The organism is Bacillus cereus group sp. RP43 (assembly GCF_040459645.1).
In the GTDB taxonomy this organism is placed as follows: domain Bacteria; phylum Bacillota; class Bacilli; order Bacillales; family Bacillaceae_G; genus Bacillus_A; species Bacillus_A mycoides_C.
The window spans coordinates 4,533,939-4,558,515 of sequence record NZ_JARVHQ010000001.1 but is presented as its reverse complement, the minus strand read 5'-3'; the positions used below and the strand labels follow the sequence as shown (position 1 = coordinate 4,558,515).

Below are 24,577 nucleotides of genomic sequence, written 5' to 3'. Positions count from 1 at the left end.
TAAATGTTTGCGCTTTCAAAAAAGGTGCTATATAGTGAAGGTGGATACTGAAGAATTCTTTTAATGATACTCGTATTTTATAGGGCGAATTCTTTAGATAAGGATTTAGAATGAAAAGTATAGGTGATGAAAAATGATAGCAACGAAGGATATACGTATAGAAAAAGATTTTTTAGGTGAAAAGGAAGTACCGAGTGTAGCCTATTATGGTGTACAAACATTACGTGCCGTAGAAAACTTTCCTATTACAGGATACCGCATTCATCCGTCACTCATTACGGCAATGGCAATTGTAAAAAAAGCGGCAGCGCTTGCGAATATAGATACAGGTTACTTAGCTAAAGATATCGGACAAGAAATTGCAGAAGCAGCGCAAGAGATTGTGGATGGAAAGTTCCATGATCAATTTATTGTAGACCCAATTCAGGGCGGGGCAGGTACTTCAATTAATATGAATACTAATGAAGTAATTGCTAATAGAGCGTTAGAACGTATGGGATACGAAAAAGGTGAATATGCGAAAATTAGCCCAAACACTCATGTGAACATGGCTCAATCAACAAATGATGCGTTCCCAACTGGGATTCATATTGCAACTCTTATGATGCTAGAAGAACTTCTTGTTACAATGGAAGAACTTCACTCTGCTTTTCATGATAAAGCAAAAGAGTTTGATCACGTTATTAAAATGGGGCGTACACATTTGCAAGATGCAGTTCCAATTCGCCTTGGACAAGAATTTGAAGCATATAGCAGAGTGCTAGAGCGTGATATAAAAAGAATTAAACAGTCTCGTCAACATTTATACGAAGTTAATATGGGTGCGACAGCTGTCGGTACGGGATTAAATGCAAACCCTACTTATATAGAACAAGTTGTGAAGCATTTACGAACTTTTAGTGGTTTCCCTCTTATTGGTGCAGAGCACTTAGTTGATGCGACGCAAAATACAGATGCATATACAGAAGTATCTGCAGCACTAAAAGTATGTATGATGAATATGTCTAAAATTGCAAATGACCTTCGTATTATGGCGTCTGGTCCACGTGTTGGGTTGGCGGAAATTCAATTACCAGCTCGTCAACCAGGTTCATCTATTATGCCGGGTAAAGTAAATCCAGTTATGGCAGAAGTAATTAACCAAGTTGCTTTCCAAGTAATTGGAAATGACCATACAATTTGCTTAGCGTCAGAAGCTGGCCAATTAGAGTTAAATGTAATGGAACCGGTATTAGTATTTAATTTAATTCAATCCATCAGTATTATGAACAATGGATTCCGTGTATTCCGTGAATATTGTATTAAAGGAATTACAGCGAATGAAGAGTTGCTTAAGCAATATGTTGAAAAAAGTGTTGGAGTTATTACAGCAGTGAATCCACATATTGGTTATGAAGCAGCTTCTCGCATTGCACGTGAAGCAATTGCGACAGGAAAATCTGTTAGGGAGCTATGTTTAGAACATGGTGTACTTACAGCAGAAGAGCTTGATATTATTTTGGATCCATACGAAATGACGCATCCTGAAATTGCTGGTGCTTCTTTATTAAAGAATAAAAAAATGTAATGTAAAAAGAACCGATCCATTTGGATCGGTTCTTTTTTTAGAAGATATTAAATACAGCGTTTAATTGAAGTAAGCTAATAACAGCTAAGAAGATTAAACTGTATTTCATTGCTGTTTTAAATAAGGCGGATTCTTGACCAACTAGTCCAACTGCTGCACAAGCAACTGCTACAGATTGTGGTGAAACCATTTTCGCCATTGTACCACCTACTACGTTTAACGCAACGAGTGTAGAAGGCACGATGTTTAATTGATCTGCAGTTACTGCTTGAAGTGGTGCGAATAATGAACCGCTTGATACTACTGATCCTGTAATGAATACGCCAATCCATCCTAAGATTGGAGAAAGAACTGGGAATGCATTACCAGTAGAAGAGAATGCAAGTCCAAGTGTAGATGACATACCAGAGTAGTTCTCTACGTAAGCTAAAGCGATAACACTACAAATTGTATATACTGGAGCTTTTAGTTCTTTCATTGTTTCAACTATTAGTTCTTTAATCATTTTACCCTTTACGCGGTAAACGATAAGTGAAACGATAATTGCTAATACAATCGCAGTAGTTGTAGAAGAGAATACATCGAATTTGAAAATCGCTGCGAAAGGTGTATCAGCCTTTGTAATTGGTGTAGTTTTCATAACCATATTATGAAGACCAGGGAACTGAATGTTAAATACTAAGTTTGCTAACGCGCCATCCGGAGCAAATAAAGCTTTAATCGGTTTTAAATTAAAGATTGTTACGAATGCAGTTAAGAATACGAATGGAGACCAAGCATATAAAATTTGATTGAATGTATGAGATTCTTTTTCTCCTTGTTTTTCTTCTTTAGCAGAAGATTTTGGCTGCCAAACACGTAAGAATAATGCAAGAGAGACCATACTTACAACGGCTGCGAAAATATTAGTAAGTTCTGCACCTAAGAAGTAAGTTACAAGGAACTGAGTAATTGCGAAAGAAACACCACTTACAAGAATACCTTGCCAAGTTTCTTTAATACCTTTAATTCCATCGACCATTGAAACAAGTAAGAAAGGTAAAATAATGCTAATGAAAGGTAAAATAAGAACAGTTTGACGACCTATAGTTAGTGCGTCGAGTTCAGTTAATTGTGCTGGTACTGTAACTGGGATACCCATAGCACCCATAGCACCACCAGCGATGTTAGCAACTAAACAAATACCTGCTGCTTTTAATGGATTAAAGCCCATACCTACAAGTAGTGCAGCTGTAATAGCAACTGGAACCCCTAGACCAGCTGCGCCTTCTAAGAAAGCACCGAAAGAATAAGCGATTAATAATACTTGTAAACGTTGATCATTTGTAATGCTTGAAATACTATCGCGAATTATGTTGAATTGCTCTGTTTTAACAGTTAATTTGTAAAGGAAAATCGCTGCGATAACGATAGTACAAATTGGATAAAATCCAGATAAAATACCGAACCCGGCAGATGCTACAGCTACAGTTGCGGGCATTTTATAAACAAATATAGCAAGAATAATAGCGACGATCACACTATAAAGCCCAGCGATGTAACTTTTCATTTTGAGTCCCATTAAACAAATGATGAAACAGAAGATTGGAAGTGCTGCGATTAGTGCAGATAACCAAATATTGTTTAATGGGTCATAAATTTGTGTCCAAGTACTCATAATAATGACAACTCCTATCTATTATATGTGAAGAAATTCACATTATTTGTGAAACTATTCACAATCAACTTACATGCTTAGTATATTCTGCTTCAACACTATTGTCAACGTGAAAAAGTATAATTATTCCATAATAGTATTAAAAGTAACATCTTGTTCATAAAGTAGACAAAAAGCGTAATCAAATTGATTTGAATACGCTTTTATAAATTATTTACATATTCTTTCATTTTTTCATATGTCATTGGTCCTACATGCTTATATTGAATGACACCGTTTGTATCGATGATAAAAGATGTTGGGATGCTGATGATTTGATATGCGGCACTTGCCTGTCCTTTCTGATCTAATAGGACGGGGAAGGTGTATTTGTTTTCTTCAAGAAATTGTTTTACATTGTTCGGGTCTTTTTCAGTAGCTGTCGCATTTACAGCGACAATTTCAATCCCCATATCTTTAGTATCATGATAAAACTTTTCCATATCAGGCATTTCTATTTTGCATGGACCACACCAGCTTGCCCAAAAATTTAATATTACTTTTTTTCCTTTATAGTCTGTAAGGCGAACTTCTTGACCAGTGGTTGTTTCCAGAAGGAAATTGAGGGCAACATTGCCAACTTCAGTTCCAATTGGGGTGTTTGATTTTGAAGCTATATCTTCTTTGGTGTCTAATAGGAAGTGATCGATAATAGTCCAGCCAACCGCAATGCTAATTAACGCAATAATAAACCATTTTTTAATATTACATCATCCTCCTTACTTAAATTTCCTTTTTATCGTAACAAAGCGGTTAAATATGGTCAAATTACTTTACGATAGGTTATCAATTATAGACGATATTTTACAATATCATTACTGTACATTTCAGTCAGGTGAAAATATAACAAAAAGGCTGATAAATCAACGTTTGTAAGCAAAGTATTACTAGCCCTTTGTTTTGCTTTTTCTTTATATCATATAGTATAATATTCAAAATCAGCAGGGATTTTTTCCTGAACTGTGTGCTGATAAAAGGAGGAAAAATTTTTCAGCATTATAGGTTGATAAAGTTATGTCGTAACAGGAAATATAAGAACAGATATATAAATAAATAATAAAGAAAATAAAAAACGAAAATGAGGGGAATTTTATGAACCAAAACCAATTTGACTGTCGTATTTCAGAAGAAGACGTACAGATGTTAAGAGCATTAGCTCATCCACTTCGTCTACGTCTAGTAATGGAACTAATGCAGCGTGGAACATGTAATGTAACACAATTACAAGAGGTATTAGAAATACCACAATCAACTGTTTCACAGCATTTAACGAAATTAAAACAAAATAAAGTAGTGCGCTTTGAGAGACGCGGGTTAGAAGTGTACTATCAAATTCATAACGATAAAGTAAGTGAAGTAGTAAAAACATTATTTTCTTAATTTTTGAATATTATGGAAAGAAGACGTGTGAAATATACGTCTTTTTTTATTTGGAAAGAATCTAATAATAGGAAGATTTGAGAGCGTATGTATTAGCGCGTGAGAAAGAAACAAACTATCGGTTGAAGTGCTAAATTGACGGAATATATTCTGAAGGGATATGAAAAGATAGAAAGGAGTGCTGTAAGCCAAAGGAGGAATAATCTAATGGATGTAAAACGTGTGAAACAGATATTATCTTCTTCAAGTAGAATTGATGTTACATATGAGGGAGTCCCCGTATGGATTGAGAGCTGTGATGAGCAGAAGGGGAGTGCTCAAGTGTATGACGTATCCAACCCAGGAGAGAGCGTTCACGTGGATGTGACGGCTTTAGAAGAAATGTAATAGAAAAGACGCTTCTAATTGTAGAAGCGTCTTTTTTTATTTGCTATTCCATCATATGTGCAATTTTCTTAGAGAACATAAGAAGTACTAATCCTAGCACGATTACGATAATACCGATGCTTGCGAATACTTCTAAATATCCTAAAGATTGAGTGAAAGCAGCTAATTGTCCTGCTAATAAGTTTGCAAATCCAGTACCAGCTAACCATACACCCATTAGTAATGATGCTAATTTAACAGGAGCGATTGCACTTACCATAGATAATCCAATTGGTGATAAGAATAATTCACCGATTGTGTGGAACATGTAAGTGAATACAATGAATAGTAAGTTTGCTTTCATTGTAATGTTACCTTCATCGCTACCAGTTTTTAGAACAGCTAAAGTTAAAACTAAGTACCCGATTCCTAGTAAAATCATACCAAAAGCCATTTTTGTAGGGATTTTTAAATCACCATTTTTTGTTTTTGAAAGTTTAATCCATAATGCAGAAACTGGTAATGCTAGTAAGATAATGAATAGTGGGTTTACAGATTGGAACCAAGGTGTTGGAATTGTAAATCCACCAATTGTACGATCCACGAACTTATCTGTGTAAAGTGTTAAAGAACTACCAGCTTGTTCAAATCCTGCCCAGAAGAATACAACGAAACAAGTTAAAATTAAAATTGCAGTTGTACGCTTTTTCTCTTGTGTTGTTAAAGGTTTTTTCTCAATAGGTTTTGCATTTTGTTCTTTAGATTTTTTACCGACAACAGTTGTTCCAGCTGATCCTAAGTAACGAGGTGCTAATAAGTTAAATGCAATCTGTCCAATGATCATACCGATACAAGCTGTTAAGAAACCGTATCTATAATCTGCGAAGTAACCGCAAATGAATGGAGCGATAAGAGCTCCTAAGTTAATTCCCATGTAGAAGATAGTGAAGGCACTATCACGACGAGAATCGTTGTCGCTATATAATTGACCTAATAAAGTCGAAATATTTGGTTTGAAGAATCCGTTACCGATAACTAATAATCCTAATCCTAAAAATAGTCCAGTTTTCGTGTTCATTGAAAATAGTACAAAGTTACCAAGTGCCATAATGATACCGCCGATGGTAATGGCGTGTCGTTTCGTAATGAAATGGTCAGTTAGCCAACCACCAATAATCGGTGTGAAGTATACTAACATTGTGAAAATACCGTAAATTTGTACAGCAACTGCTTTATCAAATCCTAAACCGCCACTTACTAAGCTCGTTGTTAAATAAAGAACTAATAAGCCACGCATTCCGTAATAACTAAATCTTTCCCATGCCTCTGTAAAGAACAACAAATATAATCCTGGTGGATGTTTTTTTGGTGATTGTTGCTCTCCAGCTTTGTCTAATTTTAAAGCTGCATCCATGTTTGTTTCCCCCTAATCCTGTATAACGGATATTTATGTAATTATTTTAATTCACAAAATATTTAGAAGTCAATAGAATTATATGGAAATAGCAAGAAAATTTCTGAAAAAATCTATTTTTCTTCAACCGTTATTGTATTTTTCCCTGAAAACAAGATAATAAGCGTTTTCAAATGTAGTAATTGAATTCTAAAAGAAAGTAAAATAGTGATAAATCAGAAAATTTAGATTAGAATATTTATTCTGATATAGAGAAAATAAACTATATTTACTTTTATAATATAACATATCGGGAATAAAAATACAAAATGAAATAATGTGACACTTCAGTGAAATGAAAAAACCAGCTCCATAAAAAGGGAGCTGGTTAGAATGAAATTATTTAACAAAGCGTTTTTCAATGTCGTCTAGTAGTAAGTTAGCAGCCATTACGCCACCAGCTGTATTCCAAATAACGTCGTCAACTTTGTATGCTTTACCATTTTTCACTGCATTTAAATTTTTAAATAGAGGATCGTTTATATACTCTTTTTCTAGTTCAGAACCCTTTTTCTCGTCGCCTTTATCGAATGTGAAGTAGAATAATACATCACCATCCATTGCAGAAATACGCTCTTTAGATACGTTACGCTCTGCGAAATCATCTTTATTTTGATCACCAGGACGTTTAAATCCAAGTTCTTTTAAAATAACGCCAGAGAATGTATCTCCATGATAAATACGAACATCACCAGGCATAAAACGTACCATAGAAATTTCTTGATTTACTTTATCGCCAAGTTTGCCTTTTAAATCTTTCATACGTGCTTCGTAATCAGCTAAAACCTTTTGACCTTCTTTTTCTTTATTTAATGCTTTTGCATAAAATTTGAAGTTATCTTTCCATTCACCACGTAATGTTTCCGAGAAAACAGTAGGTGCAATAGCTTTTAGTTGCTCGTACACTTTTTCGTGACGCATTTTGTTACCGATAATTAAGTCTGGTTTTAAAGAAGCAATCGTTTCAACGTTAACTTGTCCTTCGTCGCCAACAACTTTTACATCTTTCATTTTGTCCTTAATATGTGGATACCACGGATCACCAGTCCAAGACTTTACAGCACCAACTGGTTTCACACCTAATTCAAGTAAAGCTTCAGTTCCTTCATTCGTTAAAATAACTACACGTTTTGGATTAGCAGGAACTTCTGTTTTACCCATTGCGTGTTCAACGGTAATCATTTCTTTTTTATTATCTTCTTTTGTTGATTCTTCTTTGTTATTTGATTTTCCACAAGCACTTAAAAGAAGTGAAAAAGCTAGTAGAAATACAAATACTGTAAACGATTTCTTTTGCATGAAATTCATTATGTACCCCCTACATGTTGAGAATATTTTTCAATAGCAAGCATGATATTAAGCCTTTATCTTTTGATTGTCAATATATATTACTGAAAATAGTTCTCATTATCGTTGACAATGAGAATTAAGTTGAAATACACTTACAACGTATCATTATACATTGAAGGGGAAACGCTGCATGTTATTAAAAACAAATCAAGCAAAATGGATTGGATTATTTGTTGGAATCATTGCAGTCGTTATTTGTATTTGGGGAAGTATTATTTTCGGATATACAAATACGAGTTGGAAATTAGCTTTAGATGCTTTTTTCCATTTTAATGGTTCAAATGAGCATATTATTATTCAAAATGTGCGTCTACCAAGGGCGTTAATTGCAGCAAGTGTTGGTGCTAGTTTAGCCATTGCGGGTTGTCTGATGCAAACTTTAACAAAGAATCCGCTTGCTTCTCCAGATTTTATTGGATTAAATTCAGGCGCTGCGTTCTTTATAGTTGTAGCAATTGTACTCTTTTCCGTGACATCATTATCAGCTTTCACATGGATTGCCTTTTTAGGAGCGGCAGTTGCAGCAGTACTTGTATTTGCCTCTAGTTCTTTAGGAAAAGAAGGGACAACGCCTCTTAAGTTAACGTTAGCAGGTGTAGCAATTAGTGCTTTATTTTCATCGTTAACACAAGGGTTACTTGTTTTAAATGAAAAGGCGATGGAAGAGGTATTATTTTGGCTTGCGGGATCTGTGCAAGGAAGAAAGTTAGAGATTTTACAATCTGTATTCCCGTATTTATTAATAGGCTGGATTGCATCTCTTATGATGGCTGGGAAAGTAAATACATTAATGATGGGGGAAGACGTTGCAAAAGGACTTGGACAACGAACAATTTTAATGAAATCATTCGTACTACTTATTATTGTACTGCTGTCTGGTGGTTCAGTTGCGGTTGCTGGCCCAATAGGATTTATTGGAATTGTTACTCCGCATTTTGCCAGATCTCTTGTTGGAGTTGATCACAGATGGAGAGTACCCTATAGCGGCTTGTTAGGTGCAATACTACTAATCTTGGCTGATATAGCAGCAAGATATGTCATTATGCCACAAGAAGTACCAGTAGGGGTTATGACAGCATTTATCGGAGCCCCATTCTTTATTTATATTGCACGTAAGAGAGGGCTTAGCAAATGAAGAAGTATATTCCGTTTCGTATAGGAAAAGATAGGTTCTCGTTTTTAATGTATAAACGAGCTATTCTAGTCGTATTAAGTTTACTAGCTATTTTAATAGGATTATTTTTTGCTAGTGCAGGGATGGGCGATATGAAAATTGCTCCTTATGATGTATGGCAAGCAATTACTGGAAATGGCGATGCGATGTCAAATATGGTTGTAAATAAGTTTCGTATGCCGCGTATTTTAATTGCTATTCTCGTAGGAATTGCGCTTGCAGTAGCAGGTTGTATTTTACAAGGGCTCGTTCGAAATCCACTTGCTTCTCCAGATATCATCGGAATTACGGGCGGGGCAAGTGTAGCAGTTGTACTCTTTTTAGCTATATTTAGTGATAAAAACAATGCGCTAACAGTAAGCATTCATTATATGCCGCTAGCAGCTTTTGCTGGGGCAACAATTGTAGCGTTTTTTGTATATTTATTCGCCTGGAAAAATGATGGATTATCACCGATTAGTCTCGTTTTAATTGGTGTTGGATTTTGGGCATTAACGAAAGCAGCAACAACTTTATTTATGTTGTTAGCACCAATTTATCAAGCAAGTCAAGCGAATGTATGGATCACAGGTACTGTTTATGGTTCTTCATGGCAAAATGTTATGGTACTTGCGCCGTGGGTTCTCATTTTAACGACAATATCATTTATCGCTGCGAGACATTTAAATGCACAAGAGCTAGGGGATGATATAGCAGTGGGACTTGGTGTTCCTTTAACGAAGTCGCGTGTATTTATGTTGTTACTTAGTACAGCTTTAATTGGTGGGGCAGTTGCCTTTGCAGGAGGAATTGGATTTGTTGGTTTAATGGCACCTCATATTTCACGAAGGTTGGTTGGCTCTTTCTACGGTGCATTGCTCCCAGTTGCGGCGATTATTGGTGCAATTCTAGTACTTGCTGCAGATTTAATTGGGCGCACAATTTTCACACCACTTGAAATTCCAGCAGGGGTATTTACATCAGCAATTGGTGCACCTTATTTTATTTATTTACTTTATAAAAGTCGGAATTCATAAAGGGAGATGAATATGCAAAAAGCATTGGAGACGAAACGCTTGACGCTGTCGTATGGTGAAACGATTATTATTGATGAGCTGAATTTAGAAATTCCAAAAGGGGAAATTACAATCTTCATCGGTTCTAACGGTTGTGGGAAATCAACTTTATTACGTTCACTAGCTAGATTATTAAAGCCAACAACCGGTGACATTTTGTTAGACAATCAAGCAATTCAAAGTATGCAAACGAAGCAAATCGCTCGTCAAATGGCGATTTTACCGCAAGGGCCACAAGCACCGGAAGGACTTACGGTATTACAACTTGTAAAGCAAGGACGTTATCCATATCAAACATGGCTGAAGCAATGGTCAGAAAAAGATGAGGAAATGGTACAAAAAGCGCTTGCAGCAACGGGTATGACAGAATTTGCTGAGCGTGATGTTCATGCTCTTTCAGGTGGACAACGTCAACGTGCTTGGATTGCAATGACCCTTGCACAAGATACCGATATTATTTTACTGGATGAGCCAACTACATATTTAGATATGACTCACCAAATTGAAGTGTTAGATTTATTATTCGAATTAAATGAAACAGAGAAAAGAACGATTGTTATGGTATTGCATGATTTGAACTTGGCATGCCGTTATGCAGACAACATTGTAGCTATTCAGGATAAACAAATATATGCGCAAGGTAAACCAGAAGAAGTTGTTGATCAAAAGTTAGTTCGTGATGTATTCCGTATGGAGTGTCAAATAAGCGCTGATCCGTTATTTGGAACACCGCTCTGTATCCCGCATGGAAGAGGAAGAAGTGTACGTAAAGAAGCTGTTCAGGCGATGAGATAAAAAAACGATGAGTAATTCATCGTTTTTTTATTTTTTGCAAGAAAATAGTAGGAAAAGGGGAATACGTAAGCGACGTTCATATTCTTCTTTACTCTGAAAATAGGTTTGATTTGGTGTAGCTTCTTTTAGGTTTGTAATGGTAAATCCGGCTTGTTGTAATAATGTAAAATATTCTTCCGTTGTCCGATGATATTTAATAACCTCTTGATCAATCCACGGCTCAACTCGTTTCCCTGGTTTGAAATAATCATCGACGAGCCAGCTAGTTCTTTTACTACTTGTTTGTAAGCTTTCAAACGAAGAGGTAATAACGGGATGTTGAACGCTAAAGGTAAAGGTCCCGTTTGTTTTTAAAGTTTGAAACACATTTTGAAAAATAATATCAAGCTGTTCAATATAATGTAAGGCGAGTCTAGATGTTACTAAATCAAAAGTAGAAGGAGGATAGGTATAGTCTTTGAGGTTTATAAAATGAACAGATCCATTTTTTTTATTTTCTAGGTGCTTACGAGCTTTTTCATACATAAGCTCGGAGCCTTCAATGCCAGTGTAAGAGTGGCAGCCATTCTCTAATAATTCCTCGCCAAACTTGGCGTCACCGCAGCCTAAATCGAGGATTTTCTTTCCTTTCACATCACCAATGAGTTGAAAGAAGGCTGGTTTTTCAAGTGATTCATTTGGGCTATTTTCTCGGTATCTTCGTTTCATATATTGTTCAAAAAATGCTTCGTTATTATATACATCAGATTCAGTAAATGCCATGATTGAAGCCCCCTTAAATATTTTTTTTATTCTACCAAATATGAAAAGTAAATGATAGATTTCTTGTAATGAATCATATATAATCTAGAATTGTAAGCGGTTACTTTAAGCTATTTTTCTATAATAAATTCTGAAAACGTGTTAAGCTAGTAGAGGGATTATTAGAACTATTAAGACAATAATTCGCTTACATGAACGATGGGAGGCTTCACAATGTCTAGTAAAACACTTGCGAAATTTTTAGAAGAAAATTTAGAGGATTTAAAATCAAAGGGGCTTTATAACGTAATTGATCCGCTTGAGAGTTCAAATGGACCGATCATTACAATTGGCGGAAAAGAATATATTAACTTATCTTCAAACAACTATCTTGGATTAGCAACAGATAGCCGTTTGCAAGAAGCAGCAATTGGTGCAATTCATAAGTACGGCGTTGGAGCAGGAGCTGTTCGTACAATTAACGGTACTTTAGATTTGCATATTAAATTAGAAGAGACAATTGCAAAGTTTAAACATACAGAAGCAGCAATTGCTTACCAATCAGGATTTAACTGTAATATGGCAGCGATTTCAGCCGTTATGGATAAAAACGATGCGATTCTTTCAGACGAATTAAACCATGCTTCTATTATTGATGGTAGTCGTCTATCAAAAGCAAAAATTATTGTTTATAAACATTCTGATATGGAAGATTTACGCCAAAAAGCAATCGCGGCGAAAGAATCAGGTCTTTACAATAAATTAATGGTAATTACAGATGGTGTCTTCTCGATGGATGGAGATGTTGCAAAATTACCAGAAATTGTTGAGATTGCAGAAGAATTAGATTTAATGACATATGTAGACGATGCACACGGTTCAGGTGTACTTGGAAAAGGTGCAGGAACTGTAAAGCACTTCGGTCTATCTGATAAAGTTGATTTCCAAATTGGTACATTATCAAAAGCAATTGGGGTAATTGGTGGATATGTAGCAGGGAAACAAAACTTAATTGACTGGTTAAAAGTGCGTTCACGTCCATTCTTATTCTCTACAGCATTAACACCAGCTGATGCAGCTGCTTGTATGAGATCAATTGAAATTTTAATGGAAAGCACAGAGTTACACGATCGTTTATGGGAAAATGGTCGCTATTTAAAACAAGGGTTAAAAGAACTTGGCTTTAACATTGGAGAAAGTGAGACACCAATTACACCTTGTATTATTGGTGATGAAGTATTAACACAAGAATTTAGTAAACGTCTGAATGAAGAAGGCGTATACGCAAAATCTATCGTATTCCCAACCGTGGCAAAAGGAATGGGACGCGTTCGAAATATGCCTACAGCAGCTCATACGAAAGAAATGTTAGATGAAGCAATTCGTAAGTATGAAAAAGTAGGGAAAGAAATGGGTATCATTTAATTAACAACATCTTTTGAATAGCTTGCAAATGAGGAGTGGGAAAAATGAAAAAAATTCTAGTAACCGGTTCTTTAGGGCAAATTGGTTCTGAACTAGTAATGAAACTTCGTGATGTATACGGTGCATCAAATATTATTGCAACAGATATTCGTGAAACAGATAGTGAAGTAGTAACGTCTGGCCCATTTGAAACGTTAGATGTAACGGATGGACAAAAATTACATGATATTGCAAAGCGTAATGAAGTAGATACAATTATTCATTTAGCGGCTTTACTTTCAGCAACTGCAGAAAAAAATCCGTTATTTGCTTGGAATTTAAATATGGGCGGACTTGTAAATGCATTAGAAGCAGCACGTGAATTAAACTGTAAGTTTTTCACGCCAAGTTCTATCGGTGCATTTGGTCCATCAACGCCAAAAGATAATACACCGCAAGATACAATCCAGCGTCCTACTACGATGTATGGGGTAAACAAAGTAGCAGGAGAATTACTATGTGATTATTATCATCAAAAGTTTGGCGTTGATACGCGCGGTGTACGTTTCCCGGGTTTAATTTCGTACGTAGCTCCTCCAGGAGGCGGGACGACTGATTATGCAGTTGAAATTTATTATGAGGCGATTAAAAAAGGCGCATACACCTCATACATTGCTGAAGGAACGTACATGGACATGATGTATATGCCTGATGCTTTACAAGCAATCATTTCATTAATGGAAGCTGATCCAAGTAAGCTAGTGCATAGAAATGCATTTAACATTACAGCAATGAGCTTTGAGCCAGAGCAAATCGCAGCATCAATTCGTAAACACATCCCGGCGTTTACGATGGATTACGCTGTAGATCCTGCTCGTCAAACAATCGCCGATAGCTGGCCAAATTCTATTGATGCAACAGCAGCAATGAAAGAGTGGGGCTTTAAAGCAGAATACGATTTAGACAAAATGACAATGGACATGCTTGCTAAGTTAAAAAAAAAGCTTGCAGCTGAGTTAGTGATGAATTAATAGGAAGAGCCGATTCTTAGGGATCGGCTCTTAATTATTTTAGGAAGGGAGAAAAACAACATGCAAAGAGTTGATGTTGTATATGCACTAATATACGATAGCGAAAAAGATAAAATATTAATGGTACATAATGTAGAACAAAATGTTTGGTCACTGCCGGGTGGGGCTGTTGAAAAAGGTGAAACGTTAGAGGAAGCTTTAGTAAGGGAAGTAAAAGAGGAGACAGGCTTAACTACCGTAACAGGTGGACTTGTCGCAATAAATGAGAAGTTTTTTGAGAAGCAAGGCAATCATGCGCTATTGTTTACATTCCAAGCAAATGTAGTAACAGGTGAACTTAGTGCAGAAGATGAAGGAGAAATTTCCGCAATCGAGTGGGTAGACAGGAAAATTGCAAATGAGCGATTCCCATTCTATGACGGAGGATTCGAATCATTGTTAGAAGTATCCATTCCATACAAGTTTCAACCAGAAACAAAGTGATTGAAAGAAAAAACAGGAGCGACAAGGCTCCTGTTTTTCTATTCAATCGTCTTCAGTAATAACTTTTTCAATAGTGGTTTAATCTTCAGGCGTAAATCTTCAGCGTGATTTGCAACTAAGAAGTGATGGTTATAAATGTTCTTCATTAATTGATAAGTTGCTTCTTTCGCTTCGCCTTCTTCGATGAAGATTCCGATTACTTCCATACCACTCTTACGAGCGAGCTTGACAGCTTCATGCGTATCTAAAATACCGTCTTGTTGATAGTCTAGCGCAGAGGGTTCACCGTCAGTGAAAACTAGTAGGAATTTATGCTTTTCTGGTCTTTTCGCAAGCTTTTCAGAAACGATACGAATAATATATCCGTCGCGATTATCTTCCTCTTCGCGAAGCTGCATAATTTCTGGACCAACGTTTGGTAACGTTGAGTTTTTGTAATTTACAACTTCATGGATAACGTTCGGCTTATCTTCAGGTTTAGCACTAGAAGCATCTTCCCAAAATCCGCTAATAGCGTGCGGGATTTTTAAAGATTTCAATGCTTCATGGAATAGGACCACACTCTTTTTCGTTTCTTCCATTTTGTTATACATAGAACCAGAGCAGTCCACTAATAGTTGGAATGCAACATCGAGCTCTTGTGATTCTTGTCCTTTTTTATAAAACATGCGCGGCTGCTTTTCAGTATAAATACGAAGGAATTTCTTACGAAGTCTTCCGTAGTATTTATCACTATTTGCATTCGTTTTATTTTCAATTGTTTTTTCGATAATTTTTTTTAATTCTTTTACATCTTTATTAACGACTGATTTGATAGCTTGGTAATCTTTTTTCTCATCAGGATTTGATTTGCGAGCTTCTTTAAATGTATGAGAAGCTCCGACATTATACTTGCCGTATGCACCTTCGTTTTGGCTAGAAGCATGAGACGCTCTTGCTTCCTCTGTATCAGCACCATCAAAGTTAGATTGTGTACTTTTTTGGGAAGTGCCTTGTACAGAACCAAGTGCTTGGTCACCATCTTCTGATTCACGAGCAGTATCACCCATCATATTTGTTTTTGTTCCGCTTTCTAATTCAAAGCGTAGAAAGTTCTCGTTTTCGTTATTTTTATTTTCACGATGCCATGTGGAGAAGCTTTCATCCATTTTGTTTTTATTGTCATCGTCATCTATGATTTGCGTATCATCATTTGCTAATTTTTCAGCGCGACTGTCTTTCTCATCTGCAATAACAGATAAGTAAAGCGGGGCATGTCCGAAATAATTATTAAGCATATCACTTTCAAGAAGTCCTTCTAAGCGATAGCGAATTTTCTCAACGATATACATAATATCTTCCGTATTACGAGCTTGGAATGTTTCATGCAAAATTGATTCAATTTGCTCGAAATATTCATTATTAAACATTTCATATTTATCACTCGTTAATGAAAGATAGCATAGACAAAATAGACGATCACCATGATAGTTACGAACGCGATTGATTTCATTTTGTGAGCCGAAGTAATTACGGTACATTTCTTTTCTTCTTTTGAAAACATGCATTGTGCCAGGGCGTAAGTTTTTTACGATTTCTTCGACACGTAAATCTTCTAATAGAACAAATAATTGTGTTAAAAACTTTTTTAGAGGCGATTCTTGTAATTCAATCGCATAAGAACGAATTAAAGTCATGTCCGAGTAATGTTTATTACCAAGTGCTTTTAAGAACACTTCGCTTTTTAATCCGATTACTGTATCTTCTTCTTTTCGATCATCCCAAAAGTGACTAATGACAACCTTTTTTTCAATTTCGTCGTAGTATGCTTTATAGCCATACTCAAGATAGGCATCGTCTTCTTTTAGAAGGGCATACATTAAGTTTTCCATTTGTAGAAACAGCGACGCATCAATTTTTTTGTCACTAAAAATTTGTCTCATGAATTATCCCTCAAAGAAATAACTTTCTGCTAATTCACGGACAGTCATTTGTTCTGTTTCATCATTTAATTTTGCGATAATACTGCGTTCAATTGCACGCATAACAGGAATATATACACCTAAATCACATGCGTCGATAATACCACGAATACTCGCTGCTTCTTCACTTACGCGTCCATCACGAGCTAAAGGCATAAGATCGCTTGCGAATGCAACGAATTTTTCAATTGTTGCAACATCATTTAATTTTGATTCAGATAGTAATAGCTCTTTTAATGTATCACCTTGAATGTAAGGAACTTCAATAATAACGAAACGGTTTTTTAATGCTTCGTTTAGTTCACTTGTCCCAACGTAACCTTCATTAATCGCAGCGATTACACGATATTCGTCATCACCGTATACAACTTCTTGTGTAAATGGGTTTGTAATCATTTTACGGTAATCTAATGCACCGTGAAGTAGTGGTAATGTTTCAGGTTTTGCCATATTGATTTCATCAATATATAGGAAATGACCGTTCTTCATAGCTTTCATAAGAGGGCCGTTAACGAATGCAACTTCAGATGCGCCGTCTTTTGTTTGTAATGTGTTGTATCCTAAAATACCTTCTACATCTAAGTCGACAGAACAGTTAATGCTATGCATTGGTTTTTGGAATAAAGAAGAAAGAGTTTCCGCTAGTACTGTTTTACCACTACCAGTAGGTCCTTTTAATAGAATGTTTTTACCAAGAAGAAGTGCTGTAATAGCATCTTCGATGATGCTTTTATCAGATGCTTTATATATTTTTGTACCGATTAAATGAGCATTTTCACCAGCTTCTTGTTTATTCTTTTCGTGAATTGATGAAAGCTGTTGTTTTAAATCAGCATGTATATGAAATTGTTCTAACATTTATTTCCCACCTAACATTATTTTCATAAAGTAATACATCTTATGATAACTTGTTTTAATATGGTATGCAAAGAAAAGGAGAGGGGACAAATATAAAAGAAAAAGCAATCAATATGAAATTGATTGCTTACAGTAAAGGAGAAATGAGCCGCATAAAAGACTCCAATATTCGTTTTTTGATACTTCTTTTTTGGAACGAGTTCCATTTAATTTCAGTGGAATGCTTAAAGTCTTCTTCAAAATCATGTTTAATATCATGAACGGTTTCTGATTCATAAAGTACACTAATAATTTCATAATTTAATTCAAAGCTACGTACATCCATATTTGCTGTTCCAATTGTTGCGATCTTATCATCAACGAGTACAATTTTCGCATGCATAAAACCATCTTTATAACTGTAAATGGAAGCACCAGCTTTTAAAAGTGGCGTGAAATAGGATTGAGATGCTTGATCACTAATAATACTATCACTTTTACCTGGATATAAAATACGTACATCTATGCCGGATATTGCACTTAAGCGTAATAATGTTAAAGTTTCTTGATCTGGAATGAAGTATGGTGTAGCGATCCAAATAGATTTTTTGGCAGAGCCCATAACAGCTAGTAATGTATTACGAATACTTTTATCATCTGAGCTTGGTCCACTTGCTACAATTTGAACAGCACCTTCTGCATTCGAAATTTCTTTACCAGGGAAGTATTGTACATTCATAAATTGATCCCAAGAATAGTTATTTAAACCACTGGAGGCATAGAGCCAGTCTTCTAGAAAGATTGCTTGTAATTTGTATAATGCTTTTCCTTCTATTTTTAAATGACTATCACGCCAAACAGGAAATTTCTTTGAACGGCCGAGATATTCGTCACCGACGTTGAGACCTCCGGTAAAACCAATTTCTCCATCTACAATGACGATTTTACGGTGATTACGATAATTAACTGTCTCAAGTAACCAAGCTGAAAAAATAGGGTCAAATTCTACAATTTCAATTCCAGCTTCTTTCATCGGTTTTAAAAATCGTCTTCTTAACGTATTACTTCCGAGTCCATCATAAAGGAATCGTACAATAACCCCAGATTCTGCTTTTTTTATTAAAGCATCTCGAACTTTTATACCGATCTCATCAGCCTTATAAATATAGTATTGAATATGTATGTGATGTTTTGCATGCTCGATAGCTTGCAAGATTTCTGAAAAGGTTTGATCTCCGTTTGTTAAAAGCTTTGTCGTCGTTCTATCTGCGGCAGGACCGCCTCCAAATTTTTGTACGACTCCTGTTAAATGTATAGAACGTTCACTTAATGGGACTGTGAGTGATAATTCTAGTCGCCTTCCTTCTAAAATTTCACGGAATAATTTTCTTTGTTCTTCTGAACGATGTAAATGTTTCTTTCTTCTCCAACGGCTACGTCCGAAAAGGGAGTATAAAAGCACACCTACAACAGGAAGAAGTGCTAATACTAAAAACCACGCTAAGGTGCTTTGAGGAGACCTGTTTTCGATAAAAATAACGAACGAAATTCCAACGATTGTAATAGACCATAATACACCGACGAATGTATATAACGAGATAATCGACGTATTTAATAGGAAGAGAACGATAGATACAATTGTAAATACCAATAATAATTGAACGATAGGCTTCTTCATTTCTATAAAATTCCTCTAATCTTTCTTAAATATAGACTTCTTATATAAAAGGTATAATCCGACATTCTTATTATAAAGTGTTTTGTTTTTTTTACAAAATATAGACATTTCCCCCATGCTTTCCGCATTTGTCCTACATACAGTATATTGTTACGTTCTTATATAAAAAGGGATGTGAATAAAATGTACGGTCGTCCAATTGGAGGATTTGGTCATGGCTGTGGTTTTGGTCATGGAGGTTTCCAGGGTGGTTTTGGACATTCGCCGTTTTTTGGGGGAGGTTTCTTTCCAGGGTTTGTAGCAGGTGCTTTACTCAGTCCAGCGTTTGGTTATGGCGGATATGGTTATCCTTATTATTCAGATTATCCATACTATGCGGATTATCAGCAGAATCCTTATTATTCCACATATTAAAGAGAGGCAGAACTATATGCTAAAAGGAGAGGAAGAAAAATGAACTATACTGGGAATTATGGAGGATATGATCGGAATCATCACGGGGGTGGAGGACACCATCATCACGGCGGGCATAATCATCATGGTGGACACAATCATTATGATCACCACCACCATCACGGCGGCGGATGGGGCTGGGGTGGCGGCTCATGGGGCGGAGGATTTTTCCCAGGAAGTTTTGCAGGAGGAGTAGTAGGAGGACTTACAGCCGGAGCGTTAACAGGTGCAGCTAGTGGTGGGGGATATTACCCAGCTCCATATCCAGTAGCTTATCCAACGCCATATCCAGCACCATACCCAGGTTACCAGCAAATATCGAATCCGTATTATTAAACTAAAAAAGAGGATACCCTCTTTTTTAGTTTAATAATGTATATATTTATAAAATACTTCCAAAATAAATGTGAATATATGTTAATATTTAGTTATTGTAATTCGAAATATTAAATACCAATTTCAATTTCTATTCTGTTAGCTGTCGGTAGCTAGATTTACACTTTAATATTTCATGCAAGCAAAGAGATTAGGTGTGAGGTCGCATTAGTAGGGAACAGGGGCTAGTATTGATTAAATTGTAGCTTTATAAATTAAAAAAATGTAAGGGAATACGGTATAATAAGATCAGATAATCAGAGAAGTGAAAAGTCTCTACTATAATTAAAACGGCACTATATTGCTTTTTTTTATAAATAATATTATGTTATTTTAATCGGCCTATTTTAAAAAATTTGTGATTTATGTAAGGCGTATTGTTAGAAAATGAAATATCTCTATTTCTATGAAGAGAAACGAGTTGTGTTTTAGTCAGATAGGAAGCAAGGAGAGGTGCGCATGCTAGAACAAAGAGGTCATGCATTATATGACTCTTCATTGCAAGATTTAAAATTAGCATTAGATGAGTCTTCAATTGTTGCTATTACAGACCGAAATGGTCGTATTACATATGTGAATGATAAATTTTGTAAAATCTCAAAATATAAAAGAGAAGAGTTAATAGGAAAAGATCACCGTATTTTAAATTCTGGATATCATCCGAAAACATTTTTTCAAATTTTATGGAAGCGTATTTTGAGTGGGAAAGTTTGGACGGGGGAAATTCGAAATCAAGCAAAAGATGGTACGTATTATTGGGTTAAAACAACAATTGTTCCATTTTTAAATGAAAAGGGAGAACCTTATCAATTTATTGCAATTCGAAATGATATAAGTAGTAGGAAAGAAGCAGAACAAAGATTACGATTAAGCGAAAGTCGTTATAGGGAACTTGCTTATCACGATGCGTTAACAAGTTTACCAAACCGTTTACAGTTAATTACGACTGTAAATAAGATGATTGCAGAGAAAATAGAGTTTGGCATGATTTACTTTGATTTAGATCGTTTTAAATTAGTAAATGATACGTTAGGTCATATGATAGGAGATTTACTTTTAAGCGAAGTTGCTTCACGGTTGCATTATGTGCTAGGAGAGAAAGATGTTCTGGCTAGGCTGGGTGGCGACGAATTTGTGCTGTTAACAAAAACTCATACACATGATGAGATGAGGCAGTTATCGACATCAGTGTTGTCATGCTTTCAAGCGCCATTTATGCTTGAAGGTCATGAAGTATATATTTCAGCTAGTCTAGGACTTTGTTCCTATCCGCAAGATGGAAAAGACGTTGAAACATTATTAAAAAATTCGGATTTAGCCATGTATAGTGCGAAAGAGCAAGGAAGAAATGCGGCGTGCTTCTTTACAGATGAATTACGTGCGAAAATAAACCGTAGAATGAAAATAGAATTTGCTTTGCAAAAAGCAATTCGTGACGAAGAATTAAAAGTGGCATTACAGCCCATTATTGATTTGAAAACAAAGAAATGCACTGGTATTGAGGCTTTAGTACGCTGTAAGACAGAAGAAGGTCCTATTTCACCAAGTGAATTTATCCCTATAGCCGAAGAGTGTGGACTTATTATAAAACTAGGTGACTGGGTACTAGAAAAGTCATGTCGACTGTTTAAAACTTTACCAGATTATCAAGAGGGACTGAAATTATCTGTTAATTTATCAATACAACAATTGATGCAAAAGCGATTTATTTTATCTGTTCGTAGTATATTGAAGCGAACAGGGTTTCCACCAAATCGTTTAATATTAGAAATAACAGAAAGTATAGCTGTACGTCATTTTGATTATATTATTGCTACATTACAAGAATTAAGAAGTATGGGAATTTTAATCGCTTTAGACGATTTCGGAACAGGATATTCTTCATTATATTATTTAAAACAACTACCACTTGATATTGTGAAAATTGATCGTAATTTTATTCGTGAGTTTCATTATGATCACGCACAGCCAGAGCGAACGATTGTAAAATCGGTTATCGAAATTGCCCATAGTTTAAATTTAATAGTGGTTGCTGAAGGGGTAGAAACGGTAGAACAAGAAAGTTTATTACAATCAATGGGTTGCGACTTTGTACAAGGTTTTTATTATGCGAAACCGTTAGATGTAGGGGAATTAAAAGAAAAGTTATTAACTGACTTTTAATAAAAAAAGAGAAGCGGAAAGCTTCTCTTTTTTATTATTTTTTTTGTGAATCTTTCATTAAAATTGGATAAAGAATAAGGCCTAATACAAACAACCCAATTCCTAAGAAGAACGTTTTTAAATCAGCAGTTCCTGTTTTAATAACCCAAATGGAATATAAAAATGCTAGTGCAGTAATGATTCCATCTTTTATTCGAGATCCCGGCATTATATCATACGTTTCCCCCGTAATAACTAATTTTAACTGATACAAGGTAGAAACAAGGTACGGGATTAAATATGCTAATGTCGCTACAACAATAGCGAAATTATATGCTTCTGAAACAGTACCAGAAATTGTTGAAAATAAGAAAATTTGTGTCATCACATTTGTAATAAATAATGATTTAGAAGGACTTCCTTTTTTATTTGTTTTTCCGAAAAACTTAGGGAAAAGCCCATTTTTTGCTGCTTGGTAAGGTACTTCTGAGCTAACAACGATCCATCCTACAGTAGAGCCGAATAAAGATACGAGTGCAAGTAGTGCCATTATATAAGCACCTTTAGTACCAATTGCTAAATTTAATGCATCTACTAATGGTTTTTGAGACTCTTTTAAAGCGTCTTGTGGAAGAGCACCCATTGTTAGTAGAGTAATTGCCATGTAAATAAGAAGAGCGATAATTAATCCGAAAATCGTAGCTTTCTTAACATCGCGCTGAGATTTTGCGCGGTTAGAGAGCATAACTGCTGACTCAATACCGATAAACGCCCAAAGTGTTGCAATAGCAGCTGAATTTATTTGTCCCCCCAACGCAATAGGTTGTCCAGCTTCATTCATAAATGTTTGGCCGTCCCCGAAATTAGAGGCATTGAAAATGAATAATGTGATTACAATAAACATTGTAAATCCGATGATTTTTGCGATCGTTGCAAGAAGGTTCATATTTCCTGCTCTATCAATATTTTGAGAAAGAATATATTGAATTCCCCATAGCATCATACTACATACTATGAAGGTTAAAGCTTTTCCAAGTTCTAATGAAAATCCGTTTGTTGAAAAGAGAATTTGCTTACTTTGTAAAACTGGGAAGAATGTTGATAAATATCCGGCAAAGGAAATAATTACAGATGCTGTAGCAGCCCAGTTAGCAGCCCAGTAGCCCCAAGCCATACTATATCCTGCAACTTTACCTGCCTTTTGGGAAGTAAACATTGCTTGGGCGTAACTTTGTGGTCCTGCTTTTAATTCGGGTTTACGAATAGCTAAATTTCCGAATACGAGTGCAATCATAAATACACCAAGTCCTGTAATACTCCATGCAAGTGTAGATCCCATTGGACCTGATACGTGTGCTAAATTTGCTGGGAGCATAAATACGCCACCGCCAACCATATTCCCGATAACAAAAGCTGTTAAAATCCATAATCCCCATTTTTTCGTTTCCATTTTTGTTAACTCCTTTGTAGTAAGTTTTGCTTAAACATCATTTTTTACTAGCATTTTTGGCAATAAAAAAAGAGCCATGTAGATAAAAAATACCTACATGGCTCTTTGCCAAAGCGTAGGTACAATGGGAATAACCCTTGTACCTACGCGTAATTTTTCCGCTAGGTTTCAAGGGTTAAGTATGATGATGATGTTTTTGTGCAAATGTAACTACAGTTGTATAAGTAAGCATAGTTCTTTGCTCCCTTTCTCCTCTGATTTTGAAGTTAGTATACTACATGTTTTTTTGAATGAAAAGAAAAATATTAAAAAATTTATAAAAATACGTTTTAGGGACTAAATATTTACCCATAGTTTTCTTGTACTGGAAAATAAGTGAGAGATTGGCAGAAGAGTATAGCGTGGTATAATACATATAGAACTAGAAGGTGACAAGGGGCTATTGTAGATGATGAGTAAGTATGAACAAATTTATACAGAAATCAGCAAGTCTATTGATAATAAACAATTAAAAGAAGGATGCAAAATTCCATCAGAAACGGAATTAATGAAGCAGTATGAGGCAAGCCGGGGTACTGTAAGAAAAGCTGTAGATTTATTGCAAGAGCGTGGATATGTTCAAAAAATACACGGAAAAGGTGTTTTTGTATTAAAGCGCAAAAACATTGAATTTAACTTTGGTGGTATTGTAAGTTTTCAAGAAGAAAACGAACGGTTAGGGCGTTACTGTATTACAGAAGTCGTGGAAATAGAGAAAATGAAAGCGACGAAAGATGTAGCAAAGTTATTAAACGTGGAAGAAAAAACAGAAATAGATCATATTAAACGTGTACGAAATATTGATGGAGAAAAAGTAATTTTAGATATAAACCATTTTGTATCGGAGTATATTCCAGGATTAACGAGAGAAATTGCAACTGCATCGATTTATAAATACATTGAGAAAGAATTAGGGCTACATATTAGCTATTCACAGCGGGTAATCGAAGTACAACCATGTACAGATGATGACCGAAAGTATTTAGATTTAAATGGAACAGACTATGTTGTCGTTGTAAAAAACTTTACTCATTTATACGATGGGAGTCAGTTCGAATATACGGAATCACGTCACCGTTTAGATATTTTTCACTTTTCGGATGTGGCGCGAAGAAAATAAAGAGATGGAGCGAAATAATCGTTCCAT

General features: G+C 35.5%; 22 protein-coding genes. 13 read left to right on the top strand and 9 right to left on the bottom strand.

Annotated features, from left to right (window positions below):
- Positions 1 to 133: 133 nt before the first annotated feature.
- Positions 134 to 1,567 carry an aspartate ammonia-lyase gene (aspA, locus tag QCI75_RS23755; protein ID WP_144506440.1) on the top strand — a complete coding sequence of 478 codons (1,434 nt, stop codon included), beginning with the start codon at positions 134 to 136 and terminating at the stop codon, positions 1,565 to 1,567.
- Positions 1,568 to 1,604: 37 nt separating this feature from the next.
- On the opposite strand, the gene QCI75_RS23750 is transcribed toward aspA, so the two are convergent.
- Entirely contained in the window at positions 1,605 to 3,224 is a 1,620-nt protein-coding gene (locus QCI75_RS23750) for an L-lactate permease (protein ID WP_144506441.1), read from the bottom strand.
- Positions 3,225 to 3,427: 203 nt separating this feature from the next.
- Positions 3,428 to 3,856: a TlpA disulfide reductase family protein gene (locus QCI75_RS23745; protein ID WP_353761570.1), complete on the bottom strand. Its 429-nt coding sequence runs from the start codon at positions 3,854 to 3,856 to the stop codon at positions 3,428 to 3,430.
- A 499-nt stretch (positions 3,857 to 4,355) separates the two neighbouring features.
- Here QCI75_RS23745 and QCI75_RS23740 point away from each other — a divergent pair, with 499 nt between their 5' ends.
- A complete protein-coding gene (locus QCI75_RS23740; RefSeq protein ID WP_001075217.1) occupies positions 4,356 to 4,643 on the top strand; it encodes an ArsR/SmtB family transcription factor in 288 nt (95 codons plus the stop codon).
- A gap of 207 nt (positions 4,644 to 4,850) precedes the next feature.
- On the top strand, positions 4,851 to 5,030 hold the full coding sequence (locus QCI75_RS23735) for an acid-soluble spore protein H (protein WP_002010492.1): 180 nt from the start codon (positions 4,851 to 4,853) through the stop codon (positions 5,028 to 5,030).
- 43 nt (positions 5,031 to 5,073) lie between these two features.
- Here the strand turns inward: QCI75_RS23735 and QCI75_RS23730 are convergent, their stop codons facing one another.
- On the bottom strand, positions 5,074 to 6,423 hold the full coding sequence (locus tag QCI75_RS23730; protein WP_353761289.1) for a peptide MFS transporter: 1,350 nt from the start codon (positions 6,421 to 6,423) through the stop codon (positions 5,074 to 5,076).
- A 378-nt stretch (positions 6,424 to 6,801) separates the two neighbouring features.
- On the bottom strand, positions 6,802 to 7,770 hold the full coding sequence (locus tag QCI75_RS23725; protein ID WP_144506444.1) for an ABC transporter substrate-binding protein: 969 nt from the start codon (positions 7,768 to 7,770) through the stop codon (positions 6,802 to 6,804).
- 172 nt (positions 7,771 to 7,942) lie between these two features.
- Between QCI75_RS23725 and QCI75_RS23720 the strand changes: the two genes are divergently transcribed.
- Genes QCI75_RS23720 through QCI75_RS23710 form a run of 3 tightly spaced genes read left to right on the top strand, consistent with a single transcriptional unit; the run spans position 7,943 to position 10,836 of the window.
- Positions 7,943 to 8,947, top strand: coding sequence for a FecCD family ABC transporter permease (locus QCI75_RS23720; protein WP_144506445.1), 1,005 nt, complete (start codon positions 7,943 to 7,945; stop codon positions 8,945 to 8,947).
- Positions 8,944 to 10,002 carry a FecCD family ABC transporter permease gene (locus QCI75_RS23715; RefSeq protein WP_144506446.1) on the top strand — a complete coding sequence of 353 codons (1,059 nt, stop codon included), beginning with the start codon at positions 8,944 to 8,946 and terminating at the stop codon, positions 10,000 to 10,002. The genes QCI75_RS23720 and QCI75_RS23715 overlap by 4 nt, the downstream gene beginning before the upstream one ends.
- Positions 10,003 to 10,014: 12 nt before the next feature.
- A complete protein-coding gene (locus QCI75_RS23710; protein WP_002114020.1) occupies positions 10,015 to 10,836 on the top strand; it encodes an ABC transporter ATP-binding protein in 822 nt (273 codons plus the stop codon).
- Between the two features lie 27 nt (positions 10,837 to 10,863).
- Here the strand turns inward: QCI75_RS23710 and QCI75_RS23705 are convergent, their stop codons facing one another.
- On the bottom strand, positions 10,864 to 11,598 hold the full coding sequence (locus QCI75_RS23705) for a class I SAM-dependent DNA methyltransferase (RefSeq protein ID WP_353761288.1): 735 nt from the start codon (positions 11,596 to 11,598) through the stop codon (positions 10,864 to 10,866).
- A gap of 213 nt (positions 11,599 to 11,811) precedes the next feature.
- Here QCI75_RS23705 and QCI75_RS23700 point away from each other — a divergent pair, with 213 nt between their 5' ends.
- Genes QCI75_RS23700 through QCI75_RS23690 form a run of 3 tightly spaced genes read left to right on the top strand, consistent with a single transcriptional unit; the run spans position 11,812 to position 14,495 of the window.
- Positions 11,812 to 13,002 (top strand): glycine C-acetyltransferase, encoded by a 1,191-nt coding sequence (locus tag QCI75_RS23700; protein ID WP_144506448.1) that lies wholly within the window; start codon positions 11,812 to 11,814, stop codon positions 13,000 to 13,002.
- A 44-nt stretch (positions 13,003 to 13,046) separates the two neighbouring features.
- Positions 13,047 to 14,012, top strand: a complete 966-nt coding sequence (locus tag QCI75_RS23695; protein WP_144506449.1) for an L-threonine 3-dehydrogenase — start codon at positions 13,047 to 13,049, stop codon at positions 14,010 to 14,012.
- Between the two features lie 60 nt (positions 14,013 to 14,072).
- Entirely contained in the window at positions 14,073 to 14,495 is a 423-nt protein-coding gene (locus QCI75_RS23690) for an NUDIX hydrolase (protein ID WP_144506450.1), read from the top strand.
- A 38-nt stretch (positions 14,496 to 14,533) separates the two neighbouring features.
- Here QCI75_RS23690 and QCI75_RS23685 read toward each other — a convergent pair whose 3' ends face one another.
- From QCI75_RS23685 to QCI75_RS23675, 3 genes are all read right to left on the bottom strand, one after another.
- Positions 14,534 to 16,417: a vWA domain-containing protein gene (locus QCI75_RS23685; RefSeq protein WP_353761286.1), complete on the bottom strand. Its 1,884-nt coding sequence runs from the start codon at positions 16,415 to 16,417 to the stop codon at positions 14,534 to 14,536.
- A 3-nt stretch (positions 16,418 to 16,420) separates the two neighbouring features.
- Positions 16,421 to 17,314 carry an ATP-binding protein gene (locus QCI75_RS23680; protein WP_144506452.1) on the bottom strand — a complete coding sequence of 298 codons (894 nt, stop codon included), beginning with the start codon at positions 17,312 to 17,314 and terminating at the stop codon, positions 16,421 to 16,423.
- A 127-nt stretch (positions 17,315 to 17,441) separates the two neighbouring features.
- Entirely contained in the window at positions 17,442 to 18,971 is a 1,530-nt protein-coding gene (locus tag QCI75_RS23675) for a cardiolipin synthase (protein WP_353761285.1), read from the bottom strand.
- A gap of 183 nt (positions 18,972 to 19,154) precedes the next feature.
- Here QCI75_RS23675 and QCI75_RS23670 point away from each other — a divergent pair, with 183 nt between their 5' ends.
- The 3 genes from QCI75_RS23670 (at position 19,155) to QCI75_RS23660 (ending at position 21,962) form a co-directional block, all read left to right on the top strand.
- Positions 19,155 to 19,385 (top strand): hypothetical protein, encoded by a 231-nt coding sequence (locus QCI75_RS23670; RefSeq protein WP_353761284.1) that lies wholly within the window; start codon positions 19,155 to 19,157, stop codon positions 19,383 to 19,385.
- Positions 19,386 to 19,424: 39 nt separating this feature from the next.
- The gene (locus QCI75_RS23665; protein WP_144506455.1) at positions 19,425 to 19,760 is read left to right on the top strand and encodes a hypothetical protein; all 336 of its coding nucleotides are present in this window, start codon (positions 19,425 to 19,427) and stop codon (positions 19,758 to 19,760) included.
- A gap of 498 nt (positions 19,761 to 20,258) precedes the next feature.
- A complete protein-coding gene (locus QCI75_RS23660) occupies positions 20,259 to 21,962 on the top strand; it encodes a putative bifunctional diguanylate cyclase/phosphodiesterase (protein WP_144506456.1) in 1,704 nt (567 codons plus the stop codon).
- 34 nt (positions 21,963 to 21,996) lie between these two features.
- Here QCI75_RS23660 and QCI75_RS23655 read toward each other — a convergent pair whose 3' ends face one another.
- The gene (locus QCI75_RS23655; protein WP_144506457.1) at positions 21,997 to 23,391 is read right to left on the bottom strand and encodes an amino acid permease; all 1,395 of its coding nucleotides are present in this window, start codon (positions 23,389 to 23,391) and stop codon (positions 21,997 to 21,999) included.
- A 448-nt stretch (positions 23,392 to 23,839) separates the two neighbouring features.
- Here QCI75_RS23655 and treR point away from each other — a divergent pair, with 448 nt between their 5' ends.
- Entirely contained in the window at positions 23,840 to 24,550 is a 711-nt protein-coding gene (gene treR, locus QCI75_RS23650; protein WP_353761282.1) for a trehalose operon repressor, read from the top strand.
- Positions 24,551 to 24,577: the final 27 nt, after the last annotated feature.